This is a genomic window from Nakamurella lactea DSM 19367, from assembly GCF_000426645.1.
Lineage (GTDB): Bacteria > Actinomycetota > Actinomycetes > Mycobacteriales > Nakamurellaceae > Nakamurella > Nakamurella lactea.
The window spans coordinates 392,298-413,294 of record NZ_KE384549.1 but is presented as its reverse complement, the minus strand read 5'-3'; the positions used below and the strand labels follow the sequence as shown (position 1 = coordinate 413,294).

Below are 20,997 nucleotides of genomic sequence, written 5' to 3'. Positions count from 1 at the left end.
CCGGGACCACCTGCGCGTTCTGACCGGCAACAACGACTGGAGTTTCTGCACGTGACCGTTCTGAAGGATCCACTGCCCGACGCCATCAGTACCCGGAAGAAGAGCGTGATCGCCGCGCTCATCGGCCTGTCGCTGGTGATCGCGATCGTCTTCGCCGTCCTCGGGAAACAGGCCGGGCTCTGGGGTCTGGTTCCGATCGTCCTGTACGCGGCCCTCGCCCTGATGTCCGTCGACGTGGTACTGGCCACCGCCGCCGCCCTGCTCGTCGCCGCCGTGATGTCGCGGACCGGACCGCTGGCGCTCGGTGAGCAGCTCGCGACCTCACTCGGGTCGTTCGTCGCGGTGATCGGGCTGATCATCATGCTGGGCGCCGGTCTCGGCCGGGTCGCCCAGGAGACCGGAGCCGCGCAGCTGCTGGTGAAGGTGGTCATGCAACGGGTCGGGCTGTCCACCCCGACCAGAGTGCAGATCGGCATCATGCTGTCCTCGCTGATCCTGGTCGGCGCGCTGGGCACGCTCGCCGGCGCCAATGCGATCCTGGCGCCGATCGTCATACCCGTTGCGGCGCGGATGAAGTGGCGACCGCCGGCCGTTGCGGCGATGTTCCATGCCGCCGGCGCGGCCGGTCTGATGACCGGTCCGTTCACCCCACCGGTCGTCACCATCACCGGCGCGGCCGGGATCAGCTACTTCGACTACCTGCTGAAGGCAGGGCTGCCGGTTGCCATGGTCACCATCGTCACCGGGTTCTTCATGGCACGCTGGATCCAGCGGCGGGTGGACACCGAATACTCGGCGGCCGACGCCGGCGGCGACGATGGCGACGTCACCGACAACCGCGCCGCGCGGCGCGCCGCCGCCGTCTTCGTCGGGGTGCTGCTGGCGATGACCGTCTTCGGCATCGTCGCCAAAGCCGGCTATTCCTACGCCCTGGTGGTGATGGTGGTGACCGCGGCGCTCACCGGCATCGCCGGCGGCAAGAGCCCGAAGCAGACGCTGGAGGCGATCTACGCCGGTGCGGGCCGGTTCATCTGGCTGTTCATCCTGTTCTGGCTGCTGGATCCGCTGCTCACGCTGATCGGCAAGACCGGCACCTACGACGCGGTATTCAGTGCGCTGCAACCGATCCTGCCCACCCTGAGTCCGTTCCTGTTCCTGGCGATGATCGTCGGCATCGGTTACCTGCACGCGGTGCCGGGCGCGGCCGTCGCCCAGGTGGTGCTCATCAACAAGCTGTTCGCCCCGGTGGTCGCCTCACTCGGCATCCCGCCGGCGGTCTGGGCGGTAGCCCTGCTCGGCACCTCGCAGATCGACCAGCTCGGACCGTTCCCGGGTGCCGACATGATCGGGCAGATGGGGCTGGCCCGATCGAACAACCTGAAGATGATGCTGGTGAACGGCTGGGCGATCATGGGCACCAACACCGTGCTGTTCCTCGTCATCTTCTGGGCCTTCGGATGACCGGCTGGGACGAGGCCGAGCAGCGGGTCCGGGACCTGGTACGGCCGGCACCGGGAAGGGTTGCCGTTGTCGCCCGGGCCGTGCCCGGCGGGCAGGGGTTCTCGGTCGCGGGTGACGAGTCGTTCACCTCGGCCTCGCTGATCAAGGTGCCGGTGCTGGTATCCGCACTGCAGCAGGTCGAGGCCGGCGCGCTGTCGCTGACCCAGCGGGTCAGGGTCGACACCTCGCCAAGGGTCGGCGGCAGCGGGATCCTGGCCGGACTGTCGGACGTCACCGACGTCAGCATTCGCGACCTACTCGAGTTGATGATCACCATCAGCGACAACCTGGCCACCAATCTGCTCATCGAGACATTGTCGGTGCCGACCATCGCCGCCAGCATCGAGGCGGCCGGGCTGACGAACACTGCACTGCAGCGGCGGTTGATGGACCTGCAGGCCCGCAGCCGCGGACTGGACAATCACACCTGCGCGACCGATATGGCGCTGTTGCTGGAGCAGATCGCCGTCGGTGAAGGCCTTTTCGGCTCTGCCGATAGCTACCGGCTGGCCCGCGAGGTACTCGCCCGGCAGCAGGTGAACGACCGGCTGCCGCGACAGCTGCCGCACGGTTGGGTACTGGCGCACAAGACCGGCGAGCTGGACGGCGTCCGACACGATGCCGGCTTCGTCACCGTCGACAGCAGCCCGGTGCTGGTGATCGCGGTGCTCACCGAGGGTTTCGGCACCGGCGAAGAGCCAGATGCCTACGGCGCCGCGGCGGCCGATCTGGTCGCCGACGTCGGCCGGATCGTCTACTCGGCGGTCGGGTCGGCCGGACCTAGCGCGCCCGCCCGACGGAGGTCGGCGATCCGCTCGGCCGAGTACCCCAGAGACGTCAGCAGCTGATCCGTGTCGGCGCCGGGCTCCGGGGCCCGACGGGGTGGCTGGCGACTGGCGCCCACCACATTCACCGGCGTGGGCAACAGATCTGCCCCGTGCTCAGCGGCCGGCCACCAGGGCATCCGGTGCGCGAACTGCGGATCCGAGTCGATCGTGTCGGCGGCGTTGACCGGGGCGATCGGGCAGTTGATCTCCAGTCCGAACTGCACCCAATCACCGGTGGAGCGGGTCTGGAAGATCTCCTGCAGGGCCGCCCGCAAGGTGCGATCGCCGGTGGCGTGGTCGCCGTAGCGGCGGCCCGGCCGGGCCTGGTACAGGTCCATCCGATCGCACGCCGAGCAGAAGTTCCGCCAGAACTCCTGCTCGGAGGCCTGGAACAACAGGTGGCCGTCCGAGCTGCGGTAGTACTGGTAGCGCACCGCCTCTTCCATCCCGCCCGGACCCGGTGTCCGGCGCAGTCCACCGTCGGCCGGATTGCCGGTGACCTCGGGCTCGGGTCGCCGATAGGCCCGGTGGCCCTCGATCGGCAGCCAGTTGGTGAAGGCCGCCGCGTCGCTCTGCGCGATGTCGAGCTGGCAGCCCGTTCCGGTCTCCCTGGCCCTGAGCACGGCCGCCAGCGACGCCATCGCGCCCCAGAGCGGGCCGACCTTGGTGCCGACGCCGGTGTGATCGGCCAGGTAGCTGAAGCCCTGCTCGTCGACACCAGGCGGCGCCACTGCTGCCCAGGCGTCGAAGCCGACACCGTGCGACGGCAGATCCCGGTAGGGGCCGTCGATCCCGTAGCCGGACAGCGAGCACAGCACGATCTTCGGGTTCACCGCGGCCAGAGCGCGATATCCCAGCCCGCGCCGTTCCAGCGCTCCCGGCCGCATGCCCTCCACCACCAGGTCGGCGCCGCGGACCAGGTCGAGGAACACCTCGGCGCCCTCCGGGGTACGCAGGTCCAGCTCGATGCTGCGCTTGCCCCGGTTGACGTGCCAGTGCAGGATCGATTCGCCCTCGACGTAGGGCCAGCCGAGCCGGCGGATGTAGTCCCCACCAGGGGGTTCCACCTTCACCACGTCGGCGCCCAGGTCGGCCAGCGACATCGCCAGCGAGCCCGGTTCGAGCAGCGTGCACTCGATCACCCTGAGTCCGACCAGCAGTCCGGCCGGTCCCGGGTTCGGCGTCGGTGCCGGCTCCACTGTCTGGGTCATGACGGTCTCCCTTCTCACTGTGTCGGGGTGGTCGGCAGTGCCGGGGTGGTCGGCAGTGTCAGGATTGTCGGCAGCGTCAGGGCGGTCGGCAGCGTCAGGGTTGCTGTCCGGTGCGCAGCGGCGCTTGCGGCGCCGAACACAGCAGCTTCCGGCGCCAGTCCAGCACCAGATCGCTGCTCCGTCGCCGCCAGCTGCGGACCTGCGCGCTGCCGTCCAGGAACTCCTCGATCACCGCCCACTGCGGCCAGCTCGGGACCGACCAGATCAACAGCGCCTCCGAGTCGTTCACCATCGCCGTCCGGAAGGCGCCGACCAGGCCGAGTTCCTGCTCTCCGGCCTGCCCGACCCAGTGCTGCCCGACGCGACCCAGGTACTCCGTCGCCGCACCGGGGCGCAGCGACACCAGTTCGTGGAGGTAGCACACCGATTCCGTTGGGGCGCTGCAGAGTTCGTCGATCGTTGGGGAGTACTCGGCCGGCAGCATGATTCGATCCAGACCGCCGGAACGGTAGGACTTCGCCGTTGCCCACCAGGACGCCAACTCCGGGTCCTGCATCGAGTCATGGCTCAATTCATGGGCGAAGTTCCCGGCCAGCCCGGCCCAGCCGTCCAACTCCCACATGTTGACCACCTGCGGCCAACGCTCGGTGCTGCCCACCGTGCCCCAGACGCCGAAGCACTTCATCCCGCGGGCGGCCCGCGCTTCGCGATCCCAACCGGCGGTCATGTGTTCCAGGTACGCGGCGCGGTGTTGGCCGATGATGTCGATCGTCTCGTGGATGTAGATCTTTCCGTCAGCCATCCCCGGTCAGCCGATCGCATCGACGAACGAGCGGTCGATCAGGGTGTCCTCGGGAATCGGATCGGTGTAGACCAGCACGCCCTCCTGGCCCTTGAAAGTGGTCTGCAGCCGATCCGTCAGCTTGCTGGGGTACTTCAGATCCCCCGGGAAGCTCAACTCCGGCAACAGGTCCACCTGGGCATCGTCGATCTCCAGCTGCTTGACCAGCGCCGCCCGCACCTGCTTGTCCTGGTGATACTTGCCCTGCAGGTGATCACGGGTGGTCGAGGCCATGGCGTCGATCAGGCGTTGGCCCTTCTCCTTGTCCTTCTGCAGCAGGTTCGGCCCGAACAGCACCGCACCGACGGTCATGTCCGACGGCTGTCCGAAGGCGTAGACAAGGGAATCGGACTTGGTGGCCTCCAGCCACACCGGGTCGGAAAGCCAGCCCGCCTTGACGGCGCCGCTCTCCAGCGCCACCAGGATGTCGGTGGCGCCCATGGTCTGGAGGGTGACGTCGTTCATCGAGACCCCGGCGGTCTTCAGTTGGTCCTCGATCACCATCGACACCGGCGCGCCCGGTCCGACGGCCGAGGCGATCACCTGGCCCTTGAGTTTGGTCGGATCGAACTTTCCACCGGGCGCCAGCTCCTTGTTGACCCACACACCCTGCTGGGATTCCTTCGGCGGGAACATGCCGGGGGCGACGATCTTGATCTCCGACCCGCCGGAGACGGCGTTGAAGAAGGCCGCGCTCGGCGCGCCGAAGATCGCATCGACCTCGCCGGTGGCCAGCAGCACAAGGGCATCGCTGTTCTTCGCCGAGACGATCTCGACGTCGAGGCCCTGCTTGTCGTAGTCACCGAGTTCCATCCCGACCAGCAGAGGGGCGAACGCCTCCAGCTTCGCCGCGATGGCCACCTTGACGGTCTTACGCTCCTGCCCGCCGGCCGACCCTGCGGTTCCGGATCCGCCGGGGGCACCGGCAGACTGCCCGGCCGGTGTCGGATCGGCATTGTCGGTGTTGCCGGACGAGCCGCAACCGGCCAGCGCCAACCCGGCCGCCAGGGTGAGAGCGAGTGTTCTCTTGCGCATGTCGATCTCCTCGTGAGGGGTGAGCGACGCCCCGAAGGGACGCCGGTGCTGCGGTTGGGAGGGTGGGAACCGTTGCCGGTCAGCGTCTCTGCGACTGTTGTGGTGCCCACGGCAGCAGCTTGCGACCGACGGCGGAGACGATCATCGAGCAGATCAGGCCCATCAGGGCGATGACGCAGATCCCGACGTACATTGGCCTGGCCTGGAACAGCGACCAGGAATGCCAGATCCGGTAGCCGATACCGCTGTTGCCCTGGACGAACTCGGCACCGACGATCACCAGGATCGCCACCCCGATCGACAGCCGCAGCGCGACGAACAGGTTCGGCAGGAAGGCCGGCCAGATGACGTGCCGGAACATGGCCCAACGGCCGGACCCGAAGGCCTTAGCGGCCTCCTGATAGCCATCGGGTATCGCCGTCACGGCCGCCATACAGGTGATCCAGGTCGGGAAGAACACCGAAAGTGCCACCAACAGGATCATCGGCGTCTCACCGAGCCCGAAGATCAACAGCAGCAACGGCAGCAGCGACAGCTTCGGCACCGTGTAGAGCGCCGACAGGAACGGATCGAGCGCGGCCCTGGCCAGCCGGGACAGCCCGAGCAGCAATCCGGCACCGGCCCCGATCACCGCTCCGGCCGCGAAGCCGATCAGCACCCGGGTCATGGTGGCCAGCAGGTCCTTCTGCAGCGTCCCGGCCTGCACCATGTCGACCCCGGTGCTGAAGATCATCGAGGGCGCCGGAAAGAACCTCACCGGAATGACGCCGGTCTGCGCGGCGATCTCCCAGGCGCCGAGCACCACGATCGGGGTCAGCCAGGCCAGTAATCGCTCCTGCAGTCGACGCCGTCGCGCCGTCCGCAGCGGGTCCACCTCCGCCTTGGTCGGTCGGATCACGGTGGTGACGGTCGCGGCCGCCGACGTCCGTTCCTGGACACTCATCGGTGTTCCTCACTCATGGCTGACTCCGTCCGGCGAACGAGCGGGATACCTCGGAGCGCAGCACCGACCAGAGCTGCTGCTCCAACTCGGCGAACCGCGGGTTCGTCCTGGTCTCGGCCGACCGCGGCCGTTCGATGTCGACCCGGAAGTCGGCGATGATCCGGCCCGGCCGGGCGGACATCACCACCACCCGGTCGCCGAGCAGGATGGCCTCCTCGAGGCTGTGGGTGACGAACACGACGGTCCGTCGGTCCTCCTGCCAGAGGGTCAACAGTTCCTCCTGCAGGATGGTGCGCAACTGGGCGTCAAGGGCGGCGAACGGCTCGTCCATCAGCAGCACCTCCGGTTCCACCGCGAGCGCCCTGGCGATCGATACCCGTTGCCGCATACCGCCGGACAGCGTCGCCGGGTAGGAGCCGGCGAAATCGGCGAGCCCGAGCTTGTCGAGCCAGCGACGGGTCGCCGCCGTCGCCTCGGCCCGCCCGACCCTGGCGACGTCCAGGCCGAACCGAACGTTGGCCTCGACGGTCTTCCACGGGAAGATCCCGTAGTCCTGGAACACCATCGCGGTGGGGTTTCGGACGCCGGCCCGGGAATGGATCAGCACCTCGCCCTCGCTGGGCCGGTGCAGCCCGGCCATCATTCGCAACAGGGTCGACTTTCCGCAGCCGGACGGCCCGACCAGACAGACGAACTCGCCCTCACCCACCGTCAGGTCGACATCGTCCAGGGCCTGGACGGTATCTTTGACCCCGTAACGCTTTCCAACGGACCGCGCCTCGATCTTGACCGCGCCAGCGGCCCTTCCGGCAGGGCCGGTCGCGGCGGCCGCCGGCGGGGCGCTCGGCTTGCGCCCAGGTGGCGCCTTGCTGTCCACGTTGATCCGGTCCGTCATCACTGCGTCGCCTCCCCGGCGCCGACGGTGTCGGTGACCAACGCGTCCAGGGCCACCGCGCGGTCCGGGAGGGCCAACAGCGGATTGATGTCCAGCTCGGTGACCGCGCCGTCGACAGCCATCTGCTGGACCGCCATGATGACGTCAACCAGGGCTTCCAGATCCGCTGCCGGCGCACCGCGATACCCTTGCAGCAATGGATATCCGCGCAACTCGGTCAACATCTGGTGGGCCTGATCGCGGGCGAACGGCGGCACCCGGAAGCTGACGTCGCGGTACACCTCGACACCGACGCCGCCGATGCCGGCCATCACCACCGCGCCGAACACCGGGTCCGGCGCGATGCCGACCACCGTCTCGACACCACCGTCGAGCTGTTCGCAGACCAGCACGCCCTGCCAGTGCGCCTCCGGCAGCCCTTCGACGATGCGCCGGAAGTCGGCCACGATCCGGCGGATCTCGTCATCCCCGCGGACGCCGACCCGCACCAACCCGAGGTCGGACTTATGGGCGATGCCGGCCGCGACGGCCTTGAGAACCACCGGCCCGCCGAGTCGCTCGGCAGCGGCAACCACCTGGTCCACGTCGGCACACAGTTCGTCGCTGGTGACGGCGATACCATACTGCCGCAGCAGGTTCTTGGACTCGACCTCCGTGCGCACCGACTCCGTTCCGGTACTTCCCAGCACCGGACGCGGTGTGACGACCGGCATCTCGGCGACCCGCCGCTGGAACCGCTGGAAGTCGAGCAGAGCACGGATCGCGGTCACGCAGTTGCCGAAGGTGCGGAACACCGGCAGCTGGGAACCGAGCAGCCCCGCCCGGTACGCATCCTCGGTGCCGACCGGCGAACCCCAGACAACACAGATCGGCTTTTCGGTGGTTTCCGAGACCGCGACCAGGTCCGCGACGAAGGCATCGCTCATCGGCGGGAAGGCACCGGTGATCGGAACGACGAGAATTCCGACCGCCGGGTCGGCAAGGATCGCGTCCAGGATCTTCCGACCGCGCCAGTCGCCGACCGGATGACCGCCGTTGTCCACCGGGTTGTTGATCCGCAGGTACCCGGGAATCCATTCCCGCAGTTGGCCGATCGTGTCGGCGCCGAGTTCCGGCAGGTCGATGCCCGCAGCCATCAGCATGTCGGCCATGTGCGCGCTGGTGCCGCCCGAGATCGAGTAGACGCAAACCCCTTCGCCGGTCGGCCGGACGGCACGGGCGAACAGCGCCGCCGTGTCCAGCAGCTCGTCCAACCCGTTCACCCTGGCGACCCCGTACTGCCGGAACAGCGCGGAGACCACGTCGTCCGCACCGGCCAGGTGCCCGGTGTGCGATTGCGCCCACGAACGACCGATCTCGGTGCGCCCCACCTTGATCGCCACGATCGGAACTCCACGGCGGGCGGCGACCTCCAACGCCCGCTGGAATCCGGGACCGTCCGGGAACCCTTCGAGGTAGGCCGCTATCACCCCGGTGTCCGGCAACCCGGCGAAGTACGAGATGAAATGCGCCGAGTTCAGGTCGGCCTCGTTCCCGGTCGGCGCCCAGTGACTGAACTTGATCCCGAGCTCCTGGCCCTGGAACACCGGGCGGCCCTGATGCCCGCTCTGGGTGACCAGGGCGATGGACCGACCTGGCAGATCGTCGCGGAACTGTTCGAACAGGTTCATGTTGGTGTTCGGGCCCAACGCCCGGACGCCACCGGCCCGCAGGGTGCTGACCAGCGCCCGCTGCCGTTCGACCCCGTCGCCACCGACCTCGGCGTACCCGGCCGCGAAGATCACCGCGAACCGGACGCCCTTGGCCGCAATGTCCGGCAGCACCGCATCCACGTCGCTGACCAGCAGGATGGCCACATCGATCTCGCCGGGAACCTCGACGACGCTCGGGTAGCAGGTCAGCCCGTCGACGGTGTCGCGTCGCGGGTTCACCGGGACGGCCTCGCCGCCGGTGTGGGCCGCCCAGGCCTGCACCCGGCGCCAGTTCAGCGTGGTCGGCCGGTCCGGCGCGTCGGAGGCACCGATCACCGCGACCCGTCGGGGACGGAACAACCGATCGAGCTCGGGTTCGATTGACATGTCCTGCCGGCCAGGATCTTTCGCTGCATCCGGCAGGTCGTCACCGGCGCGCCCGATCGGCCGGACGGCGCCGGTCGGGCCGTGCGTCAGTTCACTGGTCCGACTCACCGGGTGAGCCCCCTTTGGCTAGTAGCAAGCGATTGCTTGGTCTATGTTTACTAACGAACGTTAGGCAAGTCAAGACCTGGATCACCATTCGTCCGCCAGGAGCAGCTCATGAGAGAGAAAGCCGCGGTCACCAGCAAGGAGCGCATCCTGCTGGTCGCCGCCGAACAATTTGCCGAGCACGGCTATCGCGGCTCCTCGATGCGTGACATCGCGGCCGGCTCCGGCATGCGAGCCGCTTCGCTCTACAACCACTACGCCAACAAGGAGGCGCTGCTGCTGGCGATCGGCCGCCGGTACTTCGCCGCCATGCTGCCCGCGCTACGCGACGCCGCCGCCTCCACGGACCAACCGATCGATCGGCTCAGGGCGATGATCGCGGCGGCCAGCACGGTCGGCAGTACCCATCGATTCGAGCACCTGACGATGGTCGGCGAGGTCCGAACCTTCGGCCGTAGCCCGGATCTCGCCGAGCTGATCGCCGCCGGGCAACAGTGCCGCGACGTCTGGCACCGGGTCCTCAAACAGGGGCGCCGCAGCGGTGAGCTGCGCAGCGACGTCAGCCCGGCGGCCGCCACCTGGCTCATCTTCACCTCGATCACCGGACTGGTCGATCCCGGGTACCGGGCAGACGCGCTCGGCGACCGTTCGGCCCGTTCCGTCGCCGCGATGACCAAGGTGCTCATCGACGGACTTCGCCGCCAACCCGATTGCGAGCAGGCATGACCTCATCGAGAAACCCCGGCCTGGCCGGACGCACGGCCGTGGTAATCGGCGCCGCCCGGCCACCGGGAATCGGCCGGGCGGTCGCCCTCCGGTTCGCCGCCGCCGGCGCGGACGTGGTGTGCGTCGACGAGGTGATCGACCAACGAACACCTTCGGACACCTCGGGTATCACCCGGGCGGTGTTCGACCAGGTCGTGGCCGAGATCGCTGCGGTCGGCACCGGATCCGTCATCGGCCGTGCCTGCCGCACCACCTCGGAGTGGGCCGACGTCGTCGCCGAGGTGGCCGCCGAGCGCGGTCGGCTGGACATCTGTTGCGCGCTCGGTGGCGTGACCGGCCCGGCCGCCGGCGACGGGCCGCTGCTCGCGGTTCCGGACGCCGCCATGGCCCGCTGCCTGCAGGTCAACCTGATCGACAGCTGGCGGGTGGTGCAGGCGGCCGCGACCGCGATGGTCGATGGCGGCAGACCGGGGACCATCGTGGCGCTCTCGACCCATGCCGCGACCGTCCGCACTCCCGGCGCCGGTGCCGTCGGGGCCGCGAGATCTGCACTGGAACACCTGGTGGCCGGCCTTGCTGCCGAGGTCGCGCCGCACGGGGTGCGGTGCGCAACGGTCGGTCCGTTGGGCGTCGCACCGACCGAGCTGTTCCCGAATCCCGGCCTGGCGAAGCTGGCCGAGCGCGACGGACTGCCGCTGGAGACCTGGCTGGCCAGGTCCATTCCGCTCGGCCGCCCGCAGCAGGCCGACGAGACCGCCGCCGTCATCGAGTTCCTCTGCTCGGAGCAGGCCTCTTTCGTCACCGGAGTCACCATCGGCGTGCACGGCGGTGCCGGCCGATGAGGTTGATCGGAGTCGACACCGGCGGCACCTTCACCGACGCCGTCGCGGTCGACGGCCACGGAACGGTCACCGTCGGCAAGGCACTGTCCACCCCCGGCCGGGTGGAGGACGGGGTGTTCGCCGCCATCGCCGGCATCGCCGAGCGGACCGGCGTCACCATGGCGCAACTGTTGTCGGACACCGACGTGCTGGCCCACGGCACCACGGTCGGACTGAACGCGGTGCTCACCAGGACCGGAGCGCGATTGGGGCTGCTCACCACCGCCGGATTCGAGTCCACCCTGGCCATTGCCAAGGCGAACAAGCTGTACGAGCTGGCGGACACCGATCTGCACTCGCCGACCAGGTGGCGTAAACCCGAGGCGCCGGTGCGACGATCGGACATCGCCGGGGTACCGGAGCGGATCGACGTCACCGGCTCGGTCGTCACCCCGCTGGACGAGGCGGCCGCCAGATCGGCGATCCGCGGGCTGCTGGAATCCGGCGTCGAGGCGTTGGCCGTCTGTCTGCTGTGGTCGCCGGTCAACCCGTTGCACGAGCAGCGGATCAGGGAACTGGTCGCCGAGGTCTCCCCCGACACCCACGTCTCGCTGTCCAGCGAGGTGGCGCCGCGGATCGGAGAGTACGAGCGGACCTGCACGACGGTGCTCGATGCCTACACCGCTCCGCTGGTCACCTCCTACCTGCGCCGCCTGGAGGACCGGTTGCGGGAGCACGGGTTCCGCGGCGATTTCGTGGTGATGCGGATGGCCGGCGGCGTGCAGCCGGTCGCTGCCGCGTTGCGGGTACCGGTGCAGACCCTGCGGTCCGGACCGGCCGGCGGCGTCTCGGCCTGCCAGCGGCTCGGCCGGCTCTCCGGACGGAGCGACCTGATCGCCACCGACGTCGGCGGCACCAGCTTCGACGTCGGCCTGGTGATCGGCGGCGAGCCGTATTCGGCTGGCACCCCGAGCATCGACCGGCTGCCGCTGGCCGTTCCAGCCGTCGACATCCCGTCCATCGGCACCGGTGGCGGCAGCATCGCCTGGTACGACCCGGCGCTGCGCACCCTGCGGGTCGGACCACACAGCGCCGGCGCCGCCCCGGGTCCGGCCTGCTACGGGCTCGGCGGCGATCGCCCGACGTTGACCGACGCTGCGGTGGTCCTCGGCTACCTGCAACACCTCGGCGGTTCCCTCGAGCTGGATCGGGACGCCGCCGGCCGGGCGATCACCGAGCACCTCGCCGGGCCGCTGGGGCTGGACGTGATCGCCGCCGCCGAGGGGATCCTCACCGTGGCGTCGGCGCAGATGCGGGATCTGGTGCGGCGCACCACGATCCAGCGCGGTCATGATCCCTCCGACTTCGCCCTGGTGGCCTACGGAGGAGCCGGACCGCAGTATGTCGGACGCTATGCCCAGGACCTCGGGGTCCGCGAGGTGCTGATTCCTGGGCTGGCCGCGGAGTTCTCCGCCTTCGGCGCGATGTCCTCGGACCTGCGGGTGTCCGTCGAGCGCGACCTGCGCCCCTGCTGGCTCCGGGATGCCGCCGGGCTGATCGGCAGCAATCTGGACGAGATCACCCCGGCCGCCCGACAGCAGCTGGGCGGTGACGACGTATTGGTCCAGCGGTCCGCCGGTCTGCGGTTCTACCGACAGCTCAACCGGATCGATCTGCCGATACCGGCCGGCGACGTCGACGACGCGGCGTTGGCCGACCTCGCCGAACGATTCCTGCAACGCTACGAGGAACTGGTCGGCCCGGGTAGTGCGCCGGCCGACACCCCCATCGAAGTGGTTGCCGTTGGGGTGGAGGCGGTCCGGCCGGTGGTCGTCCCGCGTCGCCCGCCGCTGCCGACCGCCGCCGCCGTCCCGGTGCGCCGGCAGCACGCCTGGTTCGCCGGCTCCGAGATCGACTGCCCGGTGTATCGCTGGGACGACATCGGCACCGACCACCGCATCGCCGGCCCGAGTTTCGTCGAGTCCGAACAGACGACCGTCGTGGTCTATCCCGGGCAGTCGCTGCGCATGCTGCCCGGCGGCGACGCCGGCCTGACCCTGGAGCACACGTGATCACCGACCTGCCCGATCCGATCACCCTGGAGATCATCCGCCATCGTCTCGACGGCATCAACGACGAGGCGGCCATCATGCTGCGCCGGGTGTCCGGGTCACAGATCGCCGTCGAGGCCAACGACCTGAACACCGCGATCACCACGGCCGACGGCACGGTCGTCGCCTGTGGCAAATACGTGCTGTGCCAGGTGGCCTCACTCAACCTGGTGACCAGGGACGTGCTCGACAACTACCGCGAGAACCCGGGGATCGCCGCCGGCGACCAGTTCCTCACCAACGATCCGTACGTCGGCACCCTGCACCAGCCGGACGTGGTACTGATCGCCCCGGTCTTCCACCAAGGCACGCTGATCGGCTGGTGCGGGTCGACCGTGCATCAATCCGACGTCGGCGGGGGCACCGCCGGCGGCCTCTCACTCGACTCCCAATCGATCTTCGACGAACCGCTGCCGATGCCACCGATCCGGATCGTCGAGGGAGACCGGATCCGTCGCGACATCGAGCGGGACTACTTGGCCCGGTCGCGCACGCCGCAGCTCAACGCACTCGACCTGGCCGGCCAGATCGCCGCCAATCGCGCCGCCGTACAGGCCGTTCAGGCATTGTGTGTGCGCTATGGCGCGGCCGCCGTCGTGGCCGCGATGGACCATCTGGTGGACGTGGCGGAGGTCCAGCTCAGGGAGCGCCTCCGGGCGCTGCCCGACGGCAGCTGGCGGCAGGTCAGCTATCTGCAGCGCGGCCGGCCGACCGCCGACGACGCCGATGTGTACGCGGTCCGGCTGACCGTGAGCAAGACCGGCGACGAGCTGGAACTGGACTTCAGTGCCAGTTCCCCGCAGGCTCCGGGCGGCATCAACGCCGCCTTGCCGGCTCTGGTCAACTTCTCGATCGCCTCGGTCCTGATCTACCTGTGCGCCGACCTGCTCTGGGTACCGGGTGCGGTGCCCAGGGTGGTCCGGATCGTCAGCCGAGAGGGAACTGTCGCCCATGCCCGCTGGCCGGCCGGCGTGGCGATGAGCACCGCGACGTCGTGCCAGGCAATCCGTTCGGTGGTCAACGGCTGTCTGTCCAGGATGTTGGAATCGTCGGCCGAGCACGCCGATCGGACGATGGCCGGCTGCCAGTCGTCCGGGGCCGGTGGCGGCGTCTTCGCCGGCACCTCCCGGACCGGCGAGCCGTTCAGTTCGATGACCCTGGACGAGCTGACCGGGGGCGGCGGTGCGACCGCGGTCGTCGACGGTGCCGACTCCTCCGGATCCACCACCTCCCCCGGCGCCGCCTGTGCGAACGTCGAGGTGAACGAGAGTTACCTGCCGGTGCTGTATCTCGAGCGTCGCGAGCTCGCCGACTCGGCCGGGCCTGGCCGGCGCCGCGGCGGCTCCGGCTGCTCCATCGTGCTGCGCCCGCACGGTACCGCCGACCCGATCCAGGTAGTTTCGTTCGCCCAGGGCCTGCAGCATCCGTCGGCGATCGGGCTGGCCGGCGGCGACCCCGGGCGGCAGAGCGTGTTCGCGGTGCTGCCGGCCGGCAGCGAGCAGGCGTGGCAGAGCGGCCCGGTTCGCGAGCTGCCCCTTCCGGACGCCAAGGTCCGGCTGGCTGCCGGCGAGGTGCACCTGGCCGTCACCCAGGGCGGTGGTGGCTACGGGGATCCGTTGGACCGCAACCCCGATGACGTGGTCGCCGACGTCGTCGCCGGCCACGTCAGCCGGGCCGGGGCAGCCCGCGACTACGGCGTACTGCTGCTCGACGGTCCGCACCCGGCCCTTGACGAGGCCGCGACCACGACCACCCGGGCACAGTTGCGCCAGGACCGGATCGGCGGGCGGGCACCGGCGCCGGCGCTGAGCCAACGTCCCGGCCGGCGATGGACAACCACCCTGGATCTCACATCGGGCGTGGCCGGCGACCGCATCGTCTGCGCCCGCTGCGGCGGCGATCTCGGTGCGGCAGACGGGGACCCGTACTCCCGGATGGCACTGCAGGAGGTCCCGACGTCCGGCGTCGCACCCTGGCCGGTGCGGTTCCCCGGGTCCGAGCGATTCGTGGTCCGGCGGCTGCACTGTCCGCACTGCGGCGTCCGGATGGACGTGCAGGTCGCGCTGCGGACCGATCCGGTAGTGCGGGCCGCCGAGCCCCGGTGACATCGCCGGGCTCCGGTGGCTGTGGGCGGCCGGGCCGGCCGGCGGGTACGTCGATCTACCCAATTCGACCGGGACTTGCGGTCCCGGAGTATCCGGCGGCCCGGCCTGTCTGTCATACCCCCAGACGGTTCATCCACCCGAAGGGATTCACGCATGACTACAGCAGTTGCCGGCACCTTCAGCCGCACACCCGCCACCACCCGACACCAGGCCGGGCCGATCGATCGAGCGGCGGCCCTGTTGGCCCGCCACAGCATCGACGTCCTGCGCGTCTGTGTCGGCCTGGTGTTGCTCGGATTCGGTGTGCTCAAGTTCTTCCCGGGCGTCAGTCCGGTCGAGGCCCTGGTGACCAGAACGGTCGACGCGATCACCTTCGGAACGGTGACGGGCACCACGGCGATGGTCGCCACCGCCGGGATCGAGTGTTGTGTCGGGCTGATGCTGGTCACCAAGGTGCTGCTGCGGACCGGGCTGGTGCTGCTCGCCGGCTGCGTCATCGGCTTCATGTGTCCACTGGTGCTGTTCTTCTCCGACATGTTCCCCGGCGGTCACCCGACGTTGGAGGCGCAGTACATGATCAAGGACGTCGTGCTGGCCGCCGCCGGCCTGGTCGTGATGGCCAAGGCATTGGGCGCCCGGCTCACCACCGCAGCCGATTCCGACGTTCAGCGGGCGTCGGTGAGGACGGCCTCGGCGAAGTGACAGGCGGACCGTCTGGTTCCGGTGTCGTCGGCGGGAACTCGCAGCAGCGGAGTCTCTGTCCGGCAACGGTCCTGGGCGAGTTCGCAGCGCGGGTGGAATCTGCAACCGACCGGCGGATCGATCGGTGACGGCGGCTCGCCGATCAGCTTCACCCGTTGTGCCAGTTGTCCACGCCGCGCTGGATCGACCGACGGAGACGCGGACAGCAGTGCCCTGGTGTACGGATGTGCCGGTCCCTCGAAGATGCTGTCGGAGTCACCGATCTCCGCTATCCGGCCCAGGTACATCACCGCCACCCGATCGGTCAGATGCCGCACGACCGACAGATCGTGCGCGATGAACACGATCGCCACACCGAGCCGCCGCTGCAGGTCACGGAGCAGGTTGATCACCTGGGCCTGGACGGACACGTCAAGGGCCGACACCGGTTCGTCGCAGACCAGCACGTCCGGATCGAGGGCAAGGGCCCTGGCGACGCCGATCCGTTGACGTTGGCCGCCGGAGAACTGGTGCGGGAAGCGGTCCAGCATGTCGACGGACAGCCCGACCAGCTCGAGCAGTTCACCGGCCCGCCCGCGCCGGGCCCTGGCGCCCATGGTGCGGTTGGCGGCCAACGGTTCGGTGACCAGTTTGCCGACCGTCATCCGTGGGTCCAGGCTGGTGTACGGGTCCTGGAAGATCATCTGCACGCCCTTGCGGAGTAGCCGACGGTCGGCCCGGCGGCCCGCGGTGACGTCCCGTTGCCGGAAACGCAAGGTCCCGCCGTCCGGCCGTTCCAACCCGACCAGCATCCGGGCCAGAGTGGTTTTCCCGCAGCCTGATTCGCCGACGATCCCCAGTGATTCGCCGCGGCGCAGGTCCAACGACACACCGTCGACCGCCGAGACGTAGTTCGAGCGGATCGCCGGACCGACCCGGAACCGTTTCACCAGCGCATCCGCCCGCAGCACCACACCGGGCGATTCCGCAGCACCACCGGCCGCCTCGTGCTGATCAACCGACAGCGACATCGAGAACCTCCGCGCTCCGATGGCAGGCCGCCAGCCGGCCCTCGGCGACGCCCGCCAGCTCCGGTCTGCGGTCGGCGCACAACTCGACGGCCCACCTGCAGCGGGTCCGGAACGAACACCCGCTCGGCACCTGGCGTGGACTCGGCGGCGATCCGGCAATGGTCAGCAGGTCCTCCCGGCGCCCGGATGCCTGCGGCACGGACCGCAGCAGCGCCTGCGTGTACGGATGCGCCGGATGGGTGAACACCGCTGCGGTGACGCCGCTCTCGACAACTCGCCCGGCGTACATCACGACCACCCGGTCGGCCACCTCATTGACCACCCCGAGATCGTGGGTGATCAGCAGGACGCCCATGTCGGTCTTCATCCGAAGGTCATCGAGCAGGTCAAGGATCTGCGCCTGCACGGTCACGTCGAGCGCCGTCGTCGGCTCGTCGGCGATCAACAACGTCGGCTCCAGCGCGATGGCCATGGCGATCAGGATGCGCTGCCGCATGCCTCCGGAGAACTGGTGCGGATAGTCGTCGACCCGCCGCGCCGGGTCCGGAATGCCTACCAGGCCCAGCATTTCGACGGCCCGACTGCGGGCCTTGCGTCGGGACAGTCCGAGGTGCACCTCGAACAGTTCACCGAGCTGGCGGCCGATCGACAACACCGGGTTGAGCGCGGAGAGTGCGTCCTGCATCACCAACCCGACCTCCGAGCCCCTGGCCCGCCGACGCTGTTCGTCCGAGGCGCGCAGCAGGTCGGTGGAACCGATCCGGATCTCGTCGGCAGCGATCCGGCTGCCGTCCTGATCAAGGCCGAGCACGGCGCGGGCCGTTGCCGACTTCCCCGATCCGGATTCACCCAGCAGGGCGACGATCGCACCGGCCGGAACGTCGAGATCGATGCCCCGCACGGCAGGTATGGCCGCGCCGGGGTCGCCGTAGTCGACCCGGAGACCGCGAACCGTCAAGGCGTCGACGCCGGCGGGCCGGGCAAGGGGTGAGATCGTCACAAGACCATCCTGACACCTCGAAGCCGCAAGATTGTTACAACTTTGTATCGCTCTTGCCTGAATTCGTCAAGTGGTGCACTCTAGGTGCCTGATTACTACACACCGCTGCGTGAGTCAGCGAAGTGTTCGACGGTCGGTCGTCAACCCGGTCGGCCCCGCAACGGCTGCCACCACCATCACGAAGGAGCGTCATGCTGGACCCGTCACCCCAGTACACCGGCTACACCGCCTACGAGTTCCTCGAGCCGGGGACCGACATCAAGGAGTTCCGGTACGCCCGGCAGATCGGCCGGGTACCGCCCTACGCCGGCCTCGAGCTGTCCACCGAGCAACAGCAGCGCACTACCCGCCTGCTCACCGAGGAGACGGTGATCTCCCTGCACGAACACGTACAGGTCTTCCCGGAGGACATGGGGCAGCTCCGCGACCACATCCGCCAGGGTCGGGAACCCACGGCCTACGAAGGACTTTCCCGCTCCGGCCTCACCGCCGTGTTCGACAACGGGATGGACGGCACCTGCTGCATCTCCTCGGACGCCGGCTGGAAGTACCAGGACGTGCTGTTCGACCTCGGGGTTCGGATGGCCGACCTGGCGCACCAGCAGTACGTCATCAAGGGCGAGACGCTGGCCGACATCGAACACGCCAAGCAGTCCGGGAAGATCGCCCACATCTTCGCACTCGAGGCGGCCACCCCGATCGAGAACGAGGTCGACCGACTCGATGTGCTCTACGGCTTCGGCGTCCGGCAGATGGGCATCGCCTATTCCGAGGCCAACACCCTCGGCAGCGGCCTGAAGGAGCGCGGTGACGGCGGTCTGACGTACTTCGGCGACCGCGCCGTGCAGCGGATGAACAAACTGGGCATCGCCATCGACGTGTCGCACAGTGGCGATCGCACTGCGCTGGAGACGATCGAGCGCTCTACCAAACCCGTCTTCATCACCCATGCCGGCGCCAGGTCGGTCTGGCCGACCAACCGGATGAAGCCGGACGAGGTGATCAAGGCCTGCGCCGATCGGGGCGGCGTGATCGGGCTGGAAGCGGCGCCGCACACCACGCTGAGCCCGGATCATCCACGGCACACCATCGAATCGGTGATGGACCACTTCGTCTACTGCGTCGATCTGGTCGGCATCGAGCACGTCTCGTTCGGACCGGACACCCTGTTCGGAGACCATGTCGGCCTGCACACCGCGTTCGCCGGCAACCTGTCGATCAGCCAGGCCCATGGCCATGTCGACCACGAGACCGTCGAGTACGTCGACGGTCTGGAGAACCCGGCCGAGTGCTTCTACAACATCATCGGATGGCTCGTCGCCCACGACTACTCCGATGACGAAATCCGTGCCGTCGTCGGCGGCAACACCCTGAGAGTGCTTGAGGAGGTGTGGGTGTGATGCGTCGCAGAACCGTCATCCCACTGATCGGAAGTGCGCTGATCGCTGTTCTCACGCTGGCCGGTTGCGCACCGAGCAAGCCGGCCGCGGCCGCGGACAGCTCCACCGCCGCGCAGGGCTCCGGCCCGACCGCCGGATCCGGCCCTGCGGCGGGCAGTAGTTCCCCGGTGGCCGGTGGCAGCGCGGACACCTTGACCATCGCGACCACCTCGGACGTGGTCAACTACAACCCGCTGGTCGGGAACAGCCGGACCGACTACTGGATCACCAATCTGATGTACCCGCATCTGCTGAGCATCGACGCCGCCGGCAACAAGGAACCGTCGTTGGCCACCAAATGGGGATACACCGACCCGAAAACCGGCTTCTACGACATCCGCAGCGACTTCACCTGGAGCGACGGCACGCCGCTGACCGCCGACGACGTCGCCTACACCCTGAACGCGGTCAAGAAGGACAAGCCGGCCGGCACGCTGTACGGCCAGCTCACCAACTTCGTGAAGGCGACAGCGGTGTCACCCACCCGGGTCGAGGTCGCCCTGTCCGAACCCGATTCGACGGTGATCGCCGAGATCGGCTTCTGGGGAAACATCGTGCCGGAACACATCTTCTCCAAGGCCGGCAGCGTGGCTACCTTCGCCAACGACAAGGACTGGGTCGGCGCCGGTCCGTACACCCTCACCTCGGTCGCCAAGGGCCAGAGCTACACCATGAAGCGGGTCGACAGCTACCCACTGGTCGACGGCGGGACCCCGCGGCCGGCCGCCATCGTCTACCGGGTGTATCCGGATGTGAACACCGAGATCCTCGCCCTGCGCAACGGTGATGTCGACATGATCGCCAATGCGCTCCCGCCGACCCAGGTCAAGACCCTGCAGGGCACCGAGGGGATCAAGGTGGAGGAGGTTCCCGGACTCGGTTACGCCCACATGACCTACAACATGAAGCAGAAGGATCTGGCGAAACTGCCTGTCCGACAGGCACTCGCCGCGACGGTCGACTACGACGCCATCCGCAACGTGGTGTTGCAGGGTCAGGCAGTGTCCACCGGCAGCAGCCCGATCATGCCGGTGCTCAAGGACTGGTACGACCCGTCACTCAAGGAGTACGCGTACGACCCCGACCAGGCGCGCAAGCTGCTCACCGACGCGGGCTACACCTCCGACAGCAACGGTCAGTTCCCGCTGAAGTTCCGGCTGATCTACTCACTGCAGGACGCGGTCACCTCCCAGTGGGTGAATCTGGTCAAGGACGGTGCGGCGAAGGCCGGCATCACCATCGACCTGCAGGGCTTGGAACGCAACACCTACCTGGCCAAGACCAACGAAGGCGACTTCGACATCTATGCCGGGAACTTCGCCATCATGGACGACCCGGCCACCAATATGGCACTCACCTACCTGCCGGGTGGTGCCATCAACTACAGCTACGTCGACGACCCGAAACTCAACGAGCTGATCTCCAAGTCGCGCACCACGACGGATCGGGCGGAGCAGAAGACGCTGTTGCGGCAGGCGGCGAAGCTGGTGCACGACAACGTCTACGACAACATCATGTACACCCAGAATCTCTACGTCGCGTTCAGTGACAAGTGGAGCGGGTTCATCGTCAAACCGAGCGAGCTGTTGTCGATCGTCGATCCCGTGTCCCTCGCCGCCGCCACCACGACCGGCTGAGCCAGGGGTCG

17 protein-coding genes are annotated in these 20,997 nt (G+C 68.6%); 9 read left to right on the top strand and 8 right to left on the bottom strand.

The genetic code is table 11. From position 1 onward, the window contains the following. The first annotated feature begins 51 nt into the window (after positions 1-51). Together K340_RS0122755 and K340_RS32580 are read left to right on the top strand one after the other, a co-directional pair. Positions 52-1,461 carry an SLC13 family permease gene (locus K340_RS0122755; RefSeq protein ID WP_051267271.1) on the top strand — a complete coding sequence of 470 codons (1,410 nt, stop codon included), beginning with the start codon at positions 52-54 and terminating at the stop codon, positions 1,459-1,461. Further along, complete coding sequence (locus tag K340_RS32580; protein ID WP_051267269.1) at positions 1,458-2,348, top strand: serine hydrolase; 891 nt, start codon at positions 1,458-1,460, stop codon at positions 2,346-2,348. Before K340_RS0122755 ends, K340_RS32580 begins: the two co-directional genes overlap by 4 nt. Here the strand turns inward: K340_RS32580 and K340_RS0122745 are convergent. From K340_RS0122745 to K340_RS32565, 6 genes are all read right to left on the bottom strand, one after another. Then, a complete protein-coding gene (locus tag K340_RS0122745) occupies positions 2,255-3,538 on the bottom strand; it encodes a CaiB/BaiF CoA transferase family protein (protein ID WP_051267266.1) in 1,284 nt (427 codons plus the stop codon). The genes K340_RS32580 and K340_RS0122745 overlap by 94 nt on opposite strands. A 94-nt stretch (positions 3,539-3,632) precedes the next feature. Further along, a complete protein-coding gene (locus K340_RS32575) occupies positions 3,633-4,340 on the bottom strand; it encodes a hypothetical protein (RefSeq protein WP_037366452.1) in 708 nt (235 codons plus the stop codon). Positions 4,341-4,346: 6 nt separating this feature from the next. Next, positions 4,347-5,414 (bottom strand): ABC transporter substrate-binding protein, encoded by a 1,068-nt coding sequence (locus K340_RS0122735; RefSeq protein WP_029138383.1) that lies wholly within the window; start codon positions 5,412-5,414, stop codon positions 4,347-4,349. A 79-nt stretch (positions 5,415-5,493) separates the two neighbouring features. Next, the gene (locus K340_RS0122730) at positions 5,494-6,357 is read right to left on the bottom strand and encodes an ABC transporter permease (RefSeq protein WP_051267265.1); all 864 of its coding nucleotides are present in this window, start codon (positions 6,355-6,357) and stop codon (positions 5,494-5,496) included. Positions 6,358-6,370: 13 nt separating this feature from the next. Continuing rightward, entirely contained in the window at positions 6,371-7,252 is an 882-nt protein-coding gene (locus K340_RS32570; RefSeq protein ID WP_084614787.1) for an ABC transporter ATP-binding protein, read from the bottom strand. Further along, entirely contained in the window at positions 7,252-9,438 is a 2,187-nt protein-coding gene (locus tag K340_RS32565) for an acetate--CoA ligase family protein (protein WP_154674430.1), read from the bottom strand. The genes K340_RS32570 and K340_RS32565 overlap by 1 nt, the downstream gene beginning before the upstream one ends. A 108-nt stretch (positions 9,439-9,546) precedes the next feature. Between K340_RS32565 and K340_RS34715 the strand changes: the two genes are divergently transcribed. From K340_RS34715 to K340_RS32555, 5 genes are all read left to right on the top strand, one after another. Continuing rightward, the gene (locus tag K340_RS34715) at positions 9,547-10,161 is read left to right on the top strand and encodes a TetR/AcrR family transcriptional regulator (RefSeq protein WP_051267262.1); all 615 of its coding nucleotides are present in this window, start codon (positions 9,547-9,549) and stop codon (positions 10,159-10,161) included. After that, positions 10,158-11,003, top strand: a complete 846-nt coding sequence (locus K340_RS0122710; protein WP_029138381.1) for an SDR family NAD(P)-dependent oxidoreductase — start codon at positions 10,158-10,160, stop codon at positions 11,001-11,003. The genes K340_RS34715 and K340_RS0122710 overlap by 4 nt, the downstream gene beginning before the upstream one ends. Next, on the top strand, positions 11,000-13,054 hold the full coding sequence (locus K340_RS0122705) for a hydantoinase/oxoprolinase family protein (protein ID WP_029138380.1): 2,055 nt from the start codon (positions 11,000-11,002) through the stop codon (positions 13,052-13,054). Before K340_RS0122710 ends, K340_RS0122705 begins: the two co-directional genes overlap by 4 nt. Next, the gene (locus tag K340_RS0122700; RefSeq protein WP_029138379.1) at positions 13,051-15,198 is read left to right on the top strand and encodes a hydantoinase B/oxoprolinase family protein; all 2,148 of its coding nucleotides are present in this window, start codon (positions 13,051-13,053) and stop codon (positions 15,196-15,198) included. The genes K340_RS0122705 and K340_RS0122700 overlap by 4 nt, the downstream gene beginning before the upstream one ends. 153 nt (positions 15,199-15,351) lie before the next feature. Further along, positions 15,352-15,900 (top strand): hypothetical protein, encoded by a 549-nt coding sequence (locus K340_RS32555; RefSeq protein WP_211229590.1) that lies wholly within the window; start codon positions 15,352-15,354, stop codon positions 15,898-15,900. Here the strand turns inward: K340_RS32555 and K340_RS0122690 are convergent. Together K340_RS0122690 and K340_RS0122685 are read right to left on the bottom strand one after the other, a co-directional pair. Next, positions 15,864-16,910 carry an ABC transporter ATP-binding protein gene (locus tag K340_RS0122690; RefSeq protein ID WP_051267260.1) on the bottom strand — a complete coding sequence of 349 codons (1,047 nt, stop codon included), beginning with the start codon at positions 16,908-16,910 and terminating at the stop codon, positions 15,864-15,866. The genes K340_RS32555 and K340_RS0122690 overlap by 37 nt on opposite strands. Continuing rightward, the gene (locus tag K340_RS0122685) at positions 16,894-17,910 is read right to left on the bottom strand and encodes an ABC transporter ATP-binding protein (protein WP_211229589.1); all 1,017 of its coding nucleotides are present in this window, start codon (positions 17,908-17,910) and stop codon (positions 16,894-16,896) included. Before K340_RS0122685 ends, K340_RS0122690 begins: the two co-directional genes overlap by 17 nt. A 191-nt stretch (positions 17,911-18,101) precedes the next feature. On the opposite strand from K340_RS0122685, the gene K340_RS0122680 reads away from it, so the two are divergent. Together K340_RS0122680 and K340_RS32550 are read left to right on the top strand one after the other, a co-directional pair. Then, positions 18,102-19,310, top strand: coding sequence for a dipeptidase (locus tag K340_RS0122680; RefSeq protein WP_029138376.1), 1,209 nt, complete (start codon positions 18,102-18,104; stop codon positions 19,308-19,310). Continuing rightward, positions 19,310-20,986, top strand: a complete 1,677-nt coding sequence (locus tag K340_RS32550; RefSeq protein WP_084614854.1) for an ABC transporter substrate-binding protein — start codon at positions 19,310-19,312, stop codon at positions 20,984-20,986. Before K340_RS0122680 ends, K340_RS32550 begins: the two co-directional genes overlap by 1 nt. The last annotated feature ends 11 nt before the right edge of the window (positions 20,987-20,997 follow it).